The 15,778-nt window shown below is 45.8% G+C and carries 11 protein-coding genes; 9 read left to right on the forward strand and 2 right to left on the reverse strand.

Annotation, left to right across the window (positions count from 1 at the left end):
- Positions 1–183: 183 nt before the first annotated feature.
- The 4 genes from gndA to AC1DCV_RS00345 all read left to right on the forward strand — a co-directional run bounded on the left by gndA (position 184) and on the right by AC1DCV_RS00345 (position 4,756).
- The gene (gndA, locus tag AC1DCV_RS00330; protein WP_441572767.1) at positions 184–1,602 is read left to right on the forward strand and encodes an NADP-dependent phosphogluconate dehydrogenase; all 1,419 of its coding nucleotides are present in this window, start codon (positions 184–186) and stop codon (positions 1,600–1,602) included.
- A 24-nt stretch (positions 1,603–1,626) separates the two neighbouring features.
- Entirely contained in the window at positions 1,627–3,132 is a 1,506-nt protein-coding gene (gene zwf, locus AC1DCV_RS00335) for a glucose-6-phosphate dehydrogenase (protein ID WP_477021343.1), read from the forward strand.
- Positions 3,133–3,206: 74 nt separating this feature from the next.
- On the forward strand, positions 3,207–3,932 hold the full coding sequence (gene pgl, locus AC1DCV_RS00340) for a 6-phosphogluconolactonase (RefSeq protein ID WP_477021344.1): 726 nt from the start codon (positions 3,207–3,209) through the stop codon (positions 3,930–3,932).
- Between the two features lie 59 nt (positions 3,933–3,991).
- Positions 3,992–4,756, forward strand: coding sequence for an amidohydrolase family protein (locus AC1DCV_RS00345; protein ID WP_477021345.1), 765 nt, complete (start codon positions 3,992–3,994; stop codon positions 4,754–4,756).
- 83 nt (positions 4,757–4,839) lie between these two features.
- Here AC1DCV_RS00345 and AC1DCV_RS00350 read toward each other — a convergent pair whose 3' ends face one another.
- Positions 4,840–6,423, reverse strand: coding sequence for an FMN-binding glutamate synthase family protein (locus tag AC1DCV_RS00350; RefSeq protein ID WP_477021346.1), 1,584 nt, complete (start codon positions 6,421–6,423; stop codon positions 4,840–4,842).
- Between the two features lie 308 nt (positions 6,424–6,731).
- Here AC1DCV_RS00350 and AC1DCV_RS00355 point away from each other — a divergent pair, with 308 nt between their 5' ends.
- From AC1DCV_RS00355 to AC1DCV_RS00375, 5 genes are all read left to right on the forward strand, one after another.
- Positions 6,732–9,344, forward strand: coding sequence for a family 20 glycosylhydrolase (locus tag AC1DCV_RS00355; RefSeq protein ID WP_477021347.1), 2,613 nt, complete (start codon positions 6,732–6,734; stop codon positions 9,342–9,344).
- A gap of 184 nt (positions 9,345–9,528) precedes the next feature.
- Positions 9,529–11,712, forward strand: a complete 2,184-nt coding sequence (locus AC1DCV_RS00360) for a DUF5916 domain-containing protein (RefSeq protein WP_477021348.1) — start codon at positions 9,529–9,531, stop codon at positions 11,710–11,712.
- Positions 11,713–11,907: 195 nt separating this feature from the next.
- Positions 11,908–13,275, forward strand: coding sequence for a peroxiredoxin family protein (locus tag AC1DCV_RS00365; RefSeq protein ID WP_477021349.1), 1,368 nt, complete (start codon positions 11,908–11,910; stop codon positions 13,273–13,275).
- 223 nt (positions 13,276–13,498) lie between these two features.
- Positions 13,499–13,774 carry an HTH domain-containing protein gene (locus tag AC1DCV_RS00370; protein ID WP_133808462.1) on the forward strand — a complete coding sequence of 92 codons (276 nt, stop codon included), beginning with the start codon at positions 13,499–13,501 and terminating at the stop codon, positions 13,772–13,774.
- Between the two features lie 443 nt (positions 13,775–14,217).
- Positions 14,218–14,910 carry a LytR/AlgR family response regulator transcription factor gene (locus AC1DCV_RS00375; protein WP_477021350.1) on the forward strand — a complete coding sequence of 231 codons (693 nt, stop codon included), beginning with the start codon at positions 14,218–14,220 and terminating at the stop codon, positions 14,908–14,910.
- Between the two features lie 42 nt (positions 14,911–14,952).
- On the opposite strand, the gene AC1DCV_RS00380 is transcribed toward AC1DCV_RS00375, so the two are convergent.
- Positions 14,953–15,645 carry an AcvB/VirJ family lysyl-phosphatidylglycerol hydrolase gene (locus AC1DCV_RS00380; protein WP_477021351.1) on the reverse strand — a complete coding sequence of 231 codons (693 nt, stop codon included), beginning with the start codon at positions 15,643–15,645 and terminating at the stop codon, positions 14,953–14,955.
- Between the last annotated feature and the right edge of the window lie 133 nt (positions 15,646–15,778).

Genomic DNA, 15,778 nt, shown 5'->3' on the forward strand with positions numbered 1-15,778 from the left:
TAGCAACCGGTGATTTTTATGCAGATCATTGAAATTGAAATGGAATATAACGTGAGCCTTTGGAGTATTCCAAAGGCTCACGCTTTTTGCTCCACTCAGCAGTGGCAGTACAAAAATCACCCTTCCTGCAATATTTCGTAATTCTTCCATACTTTTACACCTCCTTAAGTAACTTCTCTATATATGGCAAACAGCTTATATGACTTTGGAATGATTGGCCTCGGCGTAATGGGTAGAAACCTGTTGCTGAATATGGCAGATCATGGCTTTTCCGTTATCGGCTTTGATAAAGACGCTGCCAAGAACAGCGCACTGGAAGCAGCCGCGACCCCCGGTACTACTGTTAAAGGCGTAGCAGAGCTGGCCACTATGGTACAGTTGCTGGAGCGTCCCCGCAAATTGATGATGCTGGTACCAGCGGGTCAACCGGTAGATGACGTAATCGCATCCCTGTTGCCGCTGCTGGAGCAGGGCGATGTGGTGATAGACGGTGGGAACTCCCACTACACCGACACTTTGCGCCGTGTGCAGGAACTCCGTCCGAAAGGTATCCATTTTATGGGTATGGGAGTTTCTGGTGGTGAGCAGGGTGCCCGTACAGGCCCCAGCATTATGCCTGGAGGCGATCTCGATGCATATGCCAAGGTGAAACCTATGCTGGAAGCAATTGCTGCCAAAGTAAAGGATGTTCCCTGCGTAGCATATCTCGGTAAAGAAGGCGCCGGCCACTATGTGAAAATGGTACACAACGGTATTGAATATGCCATCATGCAACTGATCAGTGAAAGCTATGCCTTGTTACAAAAAGGCGCCGGACTGAACAACGACCAGTTACATGAAGTGTTCAAAAGCTGGAACCAGGGCGCTTTACAGTCTTTCCTCGTAGAAATTACTGCAGATATTTTCCTGCAGGATGACGATAAAACAGACAAACGCCTGGTTGATGTGATTTCCGATAAGGCAGGTTCCAAAGGTACCGGCAAATGGACTTCACAGGATGCTATGGAACTCCCGGTAGCAGTACCTGTTATTGATACAGCGGTAGCCATGCGTACGCTCTCTGGTTATAAAGAGCAGCGTTTACAGGCCGAGGCGTTGTACAAAGCACCGGAAAATACCCTGCACGTTCCTGCGGAGATGTGGATCAAACAGGTGCATGATGCCCTGTATTTCGCTACTATCCTGAGCTATGCACAGGGATTGGCCATGCTGCGTGAAGCATCTGCCGATCTGAAAATGGAAATTCCATTACCGGAAGTGGTGAAAGTATGGAGAGGCGGATGTATCATCCGTTCTACCCTGCTGGAAGTATTTACACAAGCCTACCAGAAAAATGCTGACCTGGGAAATATCCTGCTGGATGAAGGCGTAGCTTACCTGGTACAGTCAGTAGAAAGCAACACCCGCAGTGTAGTATCACAGGCTGCCGCCGCAGGTGTGGCAGTGGGTGGCTTTATGTCTGCATTGTCTTACTTCGATGCTTTCCGTACCGGTCGTATGCCTACTAACCTGATACAGGCACAACGCGATTATTTTGGTGCGCATACTTATCAGCGTATTGATATGCCTGGCACTTTTCACACAGAGTGGCAGCAACACTAAAAATGTTCATCTTTAATTAAAATTATGCAGATCCATAAACGCCCTCCTGCTTCCATCCTTTTTATATTCGGAGGCAGTGGCGATTTAAACTACCGGAAACTAACGCCTGCGTTATACAATCTTTTTTTAGATGAGTGGATGCCTGAGCAGTTTGCAATTGCAGGTTTAGGCCGCAGCCCTTACAGCAACGAAGATTATAATAAACATTTGCTGGAAGGGATCAGTAAGTTTTCCCGTCGGAAGGGCGAGCAGAATGGCCACTGGAAAGATTTCAGCAATCATATTACTTATCTGCAGATGGATGCAGAAGATCCTGCTTCCTATAGCAAAATCACCGATTTTGTTACCGCCAAAGAAGAAGAATGGGGAGTACATCCTACCGTCATCTTTTACCTGGCAGTAGCACCGCAACTGGTACCTAATATTGCTACCCGTTTGGGTGAGCTGAACCTGTGCACGGATAAACATTGCACCCGCATTGTGGTGGAAAAGCCTTTCGGTCATGACCTGCAAAGTGCACATGAACTGAACGAACTGCTGTCAAAGAAATTTACGGAAGAACAGATTTATCGTATAGATCATTATCTCGGTAAAGAAACGATTCAGAATATCCTGGCTTTCCGCTTTGCGAACGCCTTGTTCGAACCGGTATGGAACCGCAACTACATCGATAACATCCAGATCACTGCTGCTGAAAGCGTGGGGCTGGAAGGTCGTGGCGGTTACTACGAAAGGGCAGGAGCCCTGCGTGATATGGTGCAGAATCATATCCTGCAGATTATGTGTATCCTGGCCATGGAAGCACCGGTATCTTTCGATGCCAATGAAGTGCGTAACAAAAAAGTGGATGTACTGAATGCCATCCGCCGTATCACACCGGATAAGGTGCATGAGCATGCGGTTCGCGGACAGTATTCTGCCGGCTGGATGAAAGGAGATAAAGTGCCTGGCTACCGCGAGGAGAAAGGCGTGGATCCCAAATCCAACATTGATACGTACGCAGCAGTTAAGTTTTATATCGACAACTGGCGCTGGCAGGGTGTTCCGATCTATGTACGTACCGGAAAATACCTGCACCAGAAAGCCACCAATATCATTATCACCTTTAAGGAGGCTCCTCCTTATTCCTTCCCGATGGAAGCTGCACAAACATGGCGCCCTAACAGGCTCACCATCAGCATTCAGCCGGAAATGGATATACGGATCCGCTTCCAGGCAAAACGCCCGGGACAAACCATGACACTGGACCCGGTAGATATGACCTTTAACTACGATGCCGCCAATGGCGAACATGCACCGGAAGCATATGAAACACTGCTGCTGGACGTAATGGAAGGTGATGCTACCCTGTTCATGCGCGGCGACCAGGTAGATGCCGCCTGGAAAGTGATTATGCCTATCCTGGAAACATGGGAAAACCGCACCCCGCAGGATTTCCCGAACTATGCACCAGATTCATGGGGCCCTGATGATGCAGATGCACTCGTTGCCCGTGATGGTCATACCTGGATTAATTTACCTACTAAATAATAATTACAGGTTAAGAATTACGAATTACGGCTCTCCGTAATTCGTAATTCCTGATTCGTAATTATCTTCATCTTATGGAACTACACATCGCCAAAGATCCTGCACAACTGAGTGAAAACGTAGCTGCATGGATCAGCAACTACATACTGGAAGTATTACAAACACAGGAGCGCTTTACCTTCGTATTATCCGGAGGCAGTACCCCTAAACAATTATATAGCCTGCTGGCCAAAGCCCCTTATAACATGGTTATTCCATGGGAAAAAATACATTTTTTCTGGGGAGATGAAAGAGATGTACCCTTTGAAGATGAACGCAATAATGCCCGTATGGCCTACCTGGAGCTGCTGGATAAAGTAGGGGTTAATCCCGAAAATATCCACGTGATGCGCACAGATATTGGTCCGGAAGCATCTGCCGAGGAGTATGAAAAAATCCTGAAATCATATTTTGGAAAAGAAGATACCACTTTTGACCTGGTATTACTGGGTATGGGAGATGATGGACATACCCTGTCCCTGTTTCCCGGTACGGCAGTGGTAAAGGAGCAGAAAGCCTGGGTAAAAGCATTTTTCCTGGAAGCACAGAACATGTACCGCATTACATTAACTGCACCGGTAGTCAACAGGGCCGCCTGCGTAGTATTTCTTACCACCGGCGCCAATAAGGCCATTACATTGAAAAATGTGATTGAAGGTACTTTTGATGCGGAGAAATTCCCTTCCCAGCTCATCAGACCGGAAGAGGGTGAATTACACTGGTTTGTGGACGAAGCTGCTGCCGGCGCGATGGAGATTTAGGTGCTTTCTGCTTTCAGCTATTTTCTGTAGCTTGTGACTGTAACAACAACGATGAGATTATGTTTGATAAGCCCGTATTTGACGCACACCTGCATATCATTGATCACCGGTTCCCATTGCAGCCTAACGAAGGGTATTTGCCAGCGGATTTTTCTGTTGCCGACTATCAGCAACAGGTAGGGCCGTTGAATATACAGGGCGGTGCAGTGGTATCAGGTTCCTTCCAGGGATTCGATCAGGCGTATTTGCTGGAAGCACTGAAGCAGCTGGGACCCGGTTATGTTGGCGTTACACAGATACCAGCCAGTACAACCGATGAGGAAATTATAGCTCTCCATAACGCGGGCATACGTGCCGTCAGATTTAATGTGCAACGCGGAGGTTCTGAAAGTGTAAAATTCCTGGAACAACTGGGATTACGTGTATATGATCTCGTGAAATGGCATGTGGAATTATATGTGGACTCCCGCCAGCTACCTGGATTATCTACCACACTGCATAAATTACCCGCAGTAGTGATCGATCACCTGGGATTGTCCAAAGCAGGACTCAAATATTTATTGCCACTGGTAGAAAAAGGAGCCAGGGTGAAAGCTACTGGTTTCAGTCGCTGTGATTTTGATGTGCTAACGGCGATGCGCCAGATAACCGCTATCAATGCCGGTGCACTGTTATTTGGTACAGATCTGCCTTCTACCAGAGCTCCGCGACCATTCGCAGCAACAGACCTGCAATTGATCCTCAACAATTTTCCAACAGATATTGCAGCGAAAATATGCAGGGAAAATGCATTAGCATTATATAAACCTGTAGGAAAGAATTAAGAATTACGGCTTTGTGAGTAGATAGTAAACGCGGATATTATCCGATGTTATCTACTCACAAAGCCGTAATTCGTAATTCCTCTTTATCCCCAGTTATCAATCCCCACTGTTTCCATTTCTTTTTTCAGATGTTCCGGCATTTGCCCGTTCAATAAAGCCCCTGGCATTGTACTCGGATAAATTTCTTCGAAAGTTTTCACCTGGTTCATAAACACGCGGCGGAAAATATGCCGTCTTGTAATATCATGCGGGTCCCGTAAACCGGCTGCACCAGCCAGTTCTATGGCACTCTCAATGGTGTCGCGGTGATAGTTGGCCACGCGGTGTTTTTTATCGTCTACTACCAGCCCGGCAGATAACCATTTGTCCTGGGTAGCTACGCCGGTAGGGCATTTATTGGTATTGCATACCAATGCCTGGATACATCCCAGCGCCATCATCATGGCACGGGCACTGTTGCAGGTATCGGCGCCCAGCGCCATGGCACGGAGCATATGGTAGCCCGTCAGTATTTTGCCGGAAGCAATGATTTTCATATGATGACGGATATTGAAACCCGTCAGCGTATCATGCACAAAGGAGAGTCCATCCATCAACGGCATACCCACAGAGTTGGAGAATTCAGGCGGCGCCGCACCGGTCCCACCTTCTCCACCATCTACCGTAATAAAATCCGGATAGATATCTGTTTCTACCATTGCTTTGCAGATGGCGTAAAACTCCCGTGGCTGGCCTATACATAATTTGAAGCCAACAGGTTTACCCTTGCTCAGTTCCCGCAGGCGCTGTATAAACAGCATCATTTCCCGCGGACTGCCGAATGCTTTATGATAAGGAGGAGAGAATACCGTTGTATAAGGTTTCACATGGCGGATGGCTGCAATCTCCGGTGTGTTTTTGGCGGCAGGTAATATACCACCATGGCCGGGTTTGGCGCCCTGGGAAATTTTCAGTTCTATCATTTTAATTTGTGGCAGCGCACTTTTTTCGGCAAAAAGACTATCAGAAAAATTACCATCTTCTTCCCGGCAACCAAAATAACCGGTACCTATCTGCCAGATAATGTCACCACCCTGTTTCAGGTGAAAATCACTGATCCCCCCTTCGCCGGTGTTATGTGCAAAGTTCCCGATCTTAGCGCCGCCATTTAAGGCCTGTACGGCGTTGGAACTGAGCGATCCGTAACTCATAGCGCTTACATTGAGGATACTGCCGGAATAAGGCTGTTTGCAGTCTTTCCCGCCAAATGTTACGCGTGGGTCCTTCTCCAGGTTGTCAAAATTCTGTGGCTGAATAGAATGTGCCATCCACTCATAACCTTCTGCATACACATTGAACTGGGTGCCAAAGGGCTGGGAATCCAGTTCCCGCTTGGCCCGCTGGTAAATGGTGGAACGATCTACCCGGTTGATCGGGCTGCCATCTATATCACTCTCTACAAAATACTGGTAAATTTTGGGGCGCAATGCTTCCATCCAGTAACGCGCACGGCCTACTACGGGATAGTTGCGGATAATGGCATGTTTCGTTTGAAGCATATCCAGCATGCCCATTATTACAATAGGTACTACAAGGATCAATAGCCAGAATACCCAGGGGAAAAATAAGCCTAAGCCGATGACAATAGCTAAGCTCACACATGAAAATCCGATAAATGCTTTAACCATGAAACGAGATTTTTGTAATTTTTTAATGCTCCCCGCGAAGGGAGATCGTTGAATACTTCCTTATCTATATCTATTATGCCGCATTATCCTATAAAACTAATTAACGCACGTCAGATAAATTTGTTAAATCTGTTTTATTTCGGAAGCCGGATGATGATTGTTTTATCGCCGTATCCCCAAACTCGCACGCCAACTTTCCTTTCTCTCCGTTTATCCCAAAAATCCCGTTGATCAAATTAATCAACCACCAGTTTTTAAATTATTTTATTATCTTTCAAAATAAGCCAATTCTCTAATCAATCCACAACATGAAAAGATACAATTATCTTGGTAAGTTGATAGCAACGGGTATGCTCCTGTTCAGTACTGTAGCAGTTGTACTGGCACAACAATCCTCCTATGATGCTTCACGTCTGAAAACCAGCTGGGAAGTAGTGGAAAACCACTACCAGGGGCGCGACAACTTCCTGTCGGCCTTTACTTTTGTAAATACCACCAACAAGCCCTTTCCAGCTAAAGGATGGCAACTGTATTTCAATTTTGTAAGGATGGTAACACCCGGCGAATTGCCTGGTCATGTGAAAGTAGAACATATTAACGGTGACCTGTACCGTTTTACACCTGCTGATGGCTTTAATGGTATTGCTCCCGGCGACTCCCTCAAACTGGGTATTACCGGAGATGCCTGGGCCGTGAATTTTACAGATGCTCCGGCGGGTTTGTATCTCGTTTGGGATGCACAACCGGAAAAAGGTGTACCGATTAAAGATTATAGTATTCGTTCTTCTACCACCGCCAAACAGTTGATGCGCTATCCTGGCGACAAAACAGCGGTAGTAACGCCCACGGATATATTTAAACAGAATGCCGCAGTAAAAGATATTCCGGTGGCGCAGTTGCCGCTGGTATTTCCAACCCCGGTATCTTATACCGCTACCGGCAATAACCTGGTGCTGGATGCATTTCCCGTTATTAAAGCGGATCCGCAGCTTTCGGCAAGTGCTAATGTGCTGAAAGAAGAATTACAGCTGTTGTTAGGTAAACGTGCGCAAGGCAATGTACCGGTTGAACTTACCTATGATGCCGCATTGGCTGGTAAAACAGAAGGATATAGCCTGAAGGTAAGTCCCCAGGGTATCGTTATTAAAGCAGGTACTGAGGCAGGCGCTTTCTATGCCATTCAATCCTTGAAAACACTGATCGCACCTGCTGCCTGGTCTGGTGTACAAAAATCAATCAGCATTCCCGGCGTAGAAGTAACGGACGAACCCCGTTTCGGTTATCGTGCTTTTATGATTGACGTAGCCCGCAACTTCCACAACAAACGTGATATGTTGCGCATACTGGACCTGATGGCCCTGTACAAATTAAACATCTTACACTTCCACTTCAGCGATGATGAAGGCTGGCGTGTGGAAATCCCTTCATTGCCGGAGTTAACGACAGTAGGCGCCAAACGCGGACATAGCACCGACTGGAAAAATATGCTGCCACCATCTTACGGCTCTGGTCCTGATACCAGCAATGCAGCCGGCACCGGCTATTTCAGCCGCAACGATTTTATCGAAATTCTCCGGTATGCAACGGCAAGGCATATACGCGTATTACCTGAAATAGAAAGCCCGGGCCATGCGCGTGCTGCGGTGAAATCAATGGAATCCCGCTACTACCGCCTGAAAGCGGCAGGTAAGGATCAGGAAGCCAGCGAGTATTTACTCACTGATCTACAGGATAAATCTGATTATCACTCTGTACAATATTGGAACGATAATGTGATGAACGTAGCATTACCTTCTACTTATCATTTCCTCGATAAAGTAGTGGAAGAACTGCAGGCCATGTATAAAGAAGCAGGAGCACCGCTCTCCGCTGTGCATATGGGTGGTGACGAAGTGCCCGGTGGTGTGTTTGAAAAATCACCCGCTTGTATCGCATTGATGCAACAGGATAAATCTCTTACCAGTGTAAATGATCTCTGGTATTATTACTATCGTAAGGTAAATGATCTGGTGAAAGCACGTGGCTTAACAGTAGCCGGATGGGAAGAAGCAGGTATGCGTAAAACTTCTCTGAACGGAGAGGCACAAAGTATTCCTAATCCGGATTTTGTGAACGACAATTTTCAGTTGAACGTGTGGAATAATGTGATCGGTGGCGGTCAGGAAGATTTATCATATCGGCTGGCAAACGCAGGATACAAGGTGATCCTGTCTGGTGTGAGCAATTTTTATTTTGACATGGCTTACATGAAATCTTTTGATGAACCGGGTTTCTACTGGGGTGGTTTTGTAGATGTGGATAAGCCATTTTATTTCATTCCTTTCGACTATTACAAAAATTCAAAAGTAGATGGTAGAGGGAACCCGGTAACAGCGGAACTGTTTGTAGGTAAAGACCGTTTGACAGGTTTCGGCGCTTCCAATATTCCGGGTATACAAGGGTTGCTGTGGAGTGAAACCGTTACCAGCTCTGATCGTATGGAATACATGATGCTGCCTAAATTACTGGGTCTTGCAGAACGTGCATGGGCACAGGACCCAGCCTGGGCTACCGAAAAAGATCCGGCTAAGGCAGATGCGTTATATGCACAGGCATGGAGCGTGTTCAGCAATGTAATGGGTAAACGTGAAATGCCTCGTCTGGATTATTACGATGGAGGCTTTAACTGGCGTATTCCTACCGCAGGTGCTGCTGTAGAAAATGGTGTAGTTACCGCTAATGTACAAATGCCGGGTCTGCAGATCAGGTACACTACTAACGGTGAAGAGCCTACGTTAAAAAGCCCGCTGTATACTGCATCTGTATCCGCAGGTGGAAAAGTGGTAAAACTGAAGGTGTTCAGCACACGTGGCCGTAGTAGCAGAACTACTACTGTAAAGGTTCCTGTGGCAGATACTCAAATGAAGAATAATAAATTGTAAGACAGCTTTTAACCATTAGCTGTTAGAAAAATGCAGCGAATATGAAACAGTATACCAGTTCATATTCGCTGCATTTTTCTAACAGCTAACAGCTAATGGCTAAAAGCTGTTTCCCCATTCATCCCTTTTTTACTTCCTCCTTTTTCAATTTTTGTATTTTGTTTGTTCAACCCATAACGACCTGATGTTTCGTATCATTCCACTAGTATTTTGTTGTAGCCTGTTTGGTATCACTGTAATGGCGCAAAAGAAAAATGAATCGTATCAATTGCAGATGCGTAAGGCCGTTTCACCGGTAAAGATAGATGGCGTAATAGATGAGGCGGCCTGGCAGCAGGCAGATGCGACGCAGCAGTTTCATATGGTATTGCCTATGGATACCAGTTTAGCTAAACTTCGCACAGATGTGCGGATGACATATGATGACAAAAATATTTACCTGCTGGTGGAAAATTATACCACCGGAGAGGGGCCTTATATGGTAGAGTCGTTGAGAAGAGATTTTGCTTTTCTGAAGAATGATAATTTCCTGTTGTTCATGGATCCGTTTGATGACCAGACCAATGGTTTTTCTTTTGGCGCAAACGCTGCTGGTGCACAATGGGATGGGTTAATGTATGATGGGGGTAAAGTGGATCTGAGCTGGGATAATAAGTGGACCTCTGTGGTGAAAAATTATCCGGATAAATGGGTATTTGAAGCAGCTATTCCTTTTAAAACTATCCGGTATAAAAAAGGGATTACCAAATGGGGTATTAACTTTAGCCGCAATGACCTGGAAACAACGGAGAAGTCGGCCTGGGCGCCGGTACCAAGGCAGTTTGCCACTGCATCGCTGGCATATACGGGTAGTCTTGTTTGGGATGCTGCGCCGCCGGAAGCGGGCGCCAATGTATCACTGATTCCTTATTTATTGGGAGGGATCTCTAAGGATTATGATAAAGGGACCAAAGAAAAATATCGCCGGGATGCAGGGCTGGATGCCAAAGTAGCAATAACTTCTTCCCTGAATCTGGATTTAACGGTGAACCCTGATTTTTCGCAGGTGGATGTGGACAAGCAGGTAACCAATCTGGATCGCTTTGAGTTATTCTATCCGGAGAAGCGACAGTTCTTCCTCGAAAACGGGGATCAGTTTTCTAATTTCGGTTATTCCACCATTCGTCCTTTTTTCTCCAGGCGTATCGGTCTGGGGGGCGTGCCTATTCATTTTGGCGCCCGTTTGAGTGGAAAGATCAATAAGGACTGGCGGCTGGGCATCATGAATATGCAAACCGGTAAACAGGAAGAAACCGGGCTGCCGGCGCAGAACTTTACCGTAGCGGCCTTGCAGCGCCGGGTATTTTCCCGTTCCAACCTGGGATTCATTTTCATTAATAAGGAATCGGTTAACTATGATCCGGCGAAGGTAACAGATCATCCGGTATACAACCGGTACAACCGGAACATGGGCCTGGAATATAACCTGGCTTCTTCCAATAACTTCTGGACTGGAAAGGCGATGTTTCTGAAATCGTATAGTCCGAATAAAACCGGCCATGATATAGCCCATGCGGCCAATCTGCAATATACCAGCAAGGAATGGAATATTGGGTGGCAGCATGAGTATGTAGGGCGTAATTACAATGCAGAAGTGGGCTATGTGCCCCGGCAGGGCTATGTGAAAATAGCGCCGCAGATCACCCACTTGTTTTTCCCGTTATCCGGCAAGGTGCTGAGCCATGGACCGCAGGTAACCAGCACCTGGTTTTTTGATGAGAAAAATCTTCACCGTACGGATAATGAAACCATCTTTAACTATGGGATCGTATTCCGCAAGCGCAATACCCTGAATGTATGGGCTTCCAATACTTATATTAAATTATTGCAGCCGTTTGACCCTACCAATACCGGGAAGGATAGTTTGTTTACCGGCTCTCAGCATAACTGGAATACGGTGGGAGCGGATTATGTATCCAAGCCTCAGCGTTTGTTTACCTATGCATTGTCTGCCCGTTATGGGGGGTATTATGCAGATGGTACCAGGTTGATGACCAACACCGAGCTGGGTTATCGTTTTCAGCCCTACGTAAGTATTGCGCTCAGTGCCAATTATAATTATATTAACCTGCCCAAGCCCTGGGGCACCAATTCTTTTTGGCTGGTGGGCCCCCGTTTGGATGTGACCATGACCAACACCTTATTTTTTACCGGCTTTATGCAGTACAACGGGCAGCAGAAAAATATGAACCTGAATACCCGCTTCCAATGGCGTTATAGGCCCGCCTCGGACCTTTTTATTGTATATACCGACAACTATCTGCCTGAGCCTTTTTACGTAAGAAACAGGGCATTGGTACTAAAACTGGTGTACTGGTTTAATATTTAAATCCGGTTTTGTATTAACAGTTAAGAAACGATTAACACTTCTGTATTTTATTCCTGCTAACATTGCACCACTAAATTGGTGTATCGAACGGTAATACCCGTTAAAATATATATTAAGTTTTCATTTACTATCGTTGTGAATATTATCTCCCTGTGGTCTTTACCATGGGGATTTTACCATTTTAAATCCTTTTTTATGCGTCCTCTTATACCCGGGCAGCTACTGCGTATATGCTGCGTATTCATATTGCTGGCAGGATCCGCTGCAGCACAAACCACCGCCGTTATTACGGGGAGGGTAACAGATCGCCCGGTACGGAATGTATCGCTGGCTTACTGGTATGATCCGGGTATTTCCCCGGCGCTTACGCAGGATACCTTATTAAAACAGGATTCCTTTTATTTCCGTTTGCCACTATCTGCCGGCAGGCAGGTATTTTTTTATGTAGATGCCGGAAGCGGATACCAGTTTTATGGCCTGGTCCGGGAGGGAGACAGTATACATATAAATATGCGGGGAGATAGTTTATCATTTACAGGAAAGGGCGCAGTTGTTTGCCGGGCGATGTATGCTGCAGGCAGAGAACAGGCAGCTGTAGTCATTCCGGCGAAGGCGACCGCGCAGGCTTTGGCAGCGGCGTACCGGCAGCAACTGTTGAAGGGCAGCCAGGTATTGGCTGTTTACCGGGATAGCCTGACTGTCATGACCTGGTCTTTGGTGAATGCGCATGTGCAGGGAGAAGCCGGGGCGAGGCTGATAAGTACGTTGTGGAAATTGCCACCTGCACCGGATAGTACCATGGAGGAGCGACAGGTACATTTTTATCAGCGGGAAATTTTGCCTGCGCTTCCGGTGATCATACCTTCAGATACTACGGCGATGGCTATACGGTTTTTGAGTTATCTGCTGCAAAAAGCGGAGGCAGATTATTTTATACAACATCGCTTTGAATGCAATAACAGGGCTATCTACGAATGGGTTAAAGCGCATTATAGTGGCCGTTTCCGGGATAAGCTACTGGCGCATGCACTTACCCTGGGTTTTGCTGCCGGCAATCAGGCAGAAGAACAGGAGTGGTGTGTGCGGGACTACCTCTCGATGGCACAGGATGATGCCTGCAAACAGGCTATAGGAAAGATTTACGGACGATCCAGAAAAGGAATCAGCAAAGGGAGCATAGCACCTGCTTTTAGTTTTCCGGATCAGCAGGGGAAGTTGGTAAGTCTGCAACAATTCAGCGGGAAAGTAGTGCTGCTGCACTTCTACAACAGCACGGATTCATTGGTGAAGATACTATCCGAAGTAAAAACATGTTTCAATGAAGGAACTGTTTCGTTTGTGAATATCTGCTGTAATGGTAGTACTGTAAAGGATTTGCCAGGATGGTTGTTGTATGCAGATGAGCAGCATCAGGAGGTGTTAACGCAATATAATATCAGTAAATATCCATCGTTGATTGTAGTGGGAAAGAATGGAAAAATATATGCCGCCAGACCGCCGGATCCCGCAGCAGATCACGGTACAGCCCTTACCAACATTATCTATGAAGCATTACTGCAGTAAGTATTTATTTTATATTATTCAACCAATAAAACGAAGCTGCCTACGTTTAATATCCGTACGCAGCTAAACCGCATCAGCGCCATTGTTCCGCAGCTAATTTTTGAAAAACCCGTTTAAACCAGTTTGTTAATATTTACATTTAAATATATATATGCGAATACTGGTTTAATCAAGGCACATATCGTATATTCAGTAAATAACCGTTAAGACCCCTCTATGCCACATGCCAAAGCGTTATTTTGACAGACTACAAACCATTGATTACCTCATCAGGATCAAAGGGACCGGTAAGCCAGCTCAGTTAGCCAAGCGGCTTCGTATTTCCGAAAGAACACTCTATGAATTCCTCAAAATGATGAAGGAGTTAGGTGCTCCCATTGAGTACGACCGGTACAAAGAAAGTTACTACTACTCAGAAAAAGGCGGCTTCAACGTCAGGTTCTCAAAAAACCTGATCACCGTGAGTACGATGTTACTTTTATTCCTGCACATTTGGTAAACATGGTCCGCGCACTGACCAGTTAACCGGCCTCCCTGTTAGCTTTCCTGCGCTCACGCTGCCCGTTTTTCGGGCCTTAGATCTACCCACAGCTGTTAACACAGTTGTTCCTGGATCTTTTATTTAAACCTCCTTAAGTGGTGGACAGGAAAGGTGTTGTCCTTTTGACAATAGCTTATCTGTCCACCTTCTTTTTCCATAATACTTAACATTGGATTAACTGTTCCTACTTTAAATAGATCCAATTTTATCAGGGAAGTATATTGTCAGCTTTTGATAAAGTATTATGCGAACAATAACTCTTTTTTCATAACGCGGTTTAGATTAGATTTTAGATAATACGCGGGTCTCTATTCAGTCACCTGCTCTACTTAAATCTTCTGTGTCCGCGGGCAACTGACTCGAATAAATTCTCGTACCCATAATTGACCAAAATCAGCTCTATGGTACTAAACTGTATTATTTTGGGTAATGATCCGGAGGGATTCGGGGAGCTGGAGCATTTTTTGTCTGCTATCCCATATGTTTACCTGGTAGATCGTTGCAATACCATGGAAGACGCACGTTTCTGGCTGGAAACTCAAACCATAGATGTGTTGATTGTTGGTAGCTACGAAGATCCGCTCCCGCCACCACCTGGCCCACAAGATGTATTACCGGTAATGATGATGATGTATACTGAGCATCCTCATGGAGGCTTTGATTTTCTGCCGGCCGGACTACTGCAGTTGCCGTTTACACAAACAGCATTGAATGACTTGATTTCTAAAATATATAATACCATAGAAATGGAAGGAATCGCCCGCCCCACAAAATATTCTGCTGAATATTTTATACTGAAAACACAACACCGCCATGAAAAGGTATTCTATAACGACCTGCAATATGTAGAAGTGATGGATGATCATATCACCTTACACCTGGGTGATCAAAAACTGGTGACAACAGAAAAGCTGGACTGGATCATGTCTCAGCTACCCGCCAATGCTTTTATGCGGGTACATCGCTGGTTTGTAGTAGGCTTCCGATATATTACCCACCTCGATCTGGATCACGTAATGGTAGGAGAAGCCAGAATAGCACTCACCTCTGCCATGAGAAATGAACTGGAAAAACGCTACAAGCTGCCGATGTAATTACACTGATAACTAAGGCATTTGCCCACTCATCCCTATCTGTCAGGGATGCAGTGCTGTGAGTATTTTACCCGCTACACCATTAGCATCTTCATCATACGCATGCCCACCCGGAAGGATCAGCTTCTGATAAGGAATATTAAGCGTAGAGAAATTAAAGTCTTTTTCTTCTGCCCCAAATACAAGCAATAAAGGCTTATCTGTAATTTTATTGATTTMTCCGGGAACACTCAGACCTTTATTACTGGACTTCCCCAGCATATCCGACACATGCACTTCCAAATCTGTGTATAAAGAAGGAGACAGCAATACCAGTTGCTTTACCTCGGTGGCTATCTCTGCAGGTAAACTGGTATATATAAATGGCAGCACATCTGCGCCTAAAGAATAACCAATCAGTAAAACGCCGTGGTTGCTGCCCCATTGCAACTGGTAATATTTAACCAGGGCTGCCACATCTTTTGCTGCCTGCTGCGGTGTTTTTTTGCTCCAGAAATATTTAAGGGCATTCAAAGCTACTACCGGGTAGTTCTTTTGGTGAAAGGATTCTATTACGTTGGCAGAAAATTTTTTCATCCCACCATCACCGGTAATGTAGATGATCAGGGGTGCCGTAGTACCCGCTGCCGGAACTTTTGTAACCACGGGCAGGTTATTGATCCCACTTTGCGCATGTACCTGTAATACAGCCAATAATAATAAACCGCTGAACAGTTTTCCTGTTTTAGATAACATTCCTGATAATAACATATGGCCTTCTGCTTGCAATTGTTAAAGGGAGCCACTAATGGCCGGCAGCTAAATTAACGCTTGCTTATGAAACAAAATCCATTCCGCAATTGTTCGTCCGCCAACCGGCACCGCGTGC

The sequence above is a fragment of the Chitinophaga sp. 10T418 genome, assembly GCF_056394125.1.

Coding starts and splice junctions, on each gene's coding strand:
- pgl (WP_477021344.1), top strand. CDS start 3,207: ATGGAACTACACATCGCCAAAGATCCTGCACAACTGAGTGAAAACGTA.
- AC1DCV_RS00375 (WP_477021350.1), top strand. CDS start 14,218: ATGGTACTAAACTGTATTATTTTGGGTAATGATCCGGAGGGATTCGGG.
- AC1DCV_RS00350 (WP_477021346.1), bottom strand. CDS start 6,423: ATGGTTAAAGCATTTATCGGATTTTCATGTGTGAGCTTAGCTATTGTC.
- AC1DCV_RS00355 (WP_477021347.1), top strand. CDS start 6,732: ATGAAAAGATACAATTATCTTGGTAAGTTGATAGCAACGGGTATGCTC.
- gndA (WP_441572767.1), top strand. CDS start 184: ATGGCAAACAGCTTATATGACTTTGGAATGATTGGCCTCGGCGTAATG.
- AC1DCV_RS00365 (WP_477021349.1), top strand. CDS start 11,908: ATGCGTCCTCTTATACCCGGGCAGCTACTGCGTATATGCTGCGTATTC.
- AC1DCV_RS00370 (WP_133808462.1), top strand. CDS start 13,499: ATGCCAAAGCGTTATTTTGACAGACTACAAACCATTGATTACCTCATC.
- zwf (WP_477021343.1), top strand. CDS start 1,627: ATGCAGATCCATAAACGCCCTCCTGCTTCCATCCTTTTTATATTCGGA.
- AC1DCV_RS00345 (WP_477021345.1), top strand. CDS start 3,992: ATGTTTGATAAGCCCGTATTTGACGCACACCTGCATATCATTGATCAC.
- AC1DCV_RS00360 (WP_477021348.1), top strand. CDS start 9,529: ATGTTTCGTATCATTCCACTAGTATTTTGTTGTAGCCTGTTTGGTATC.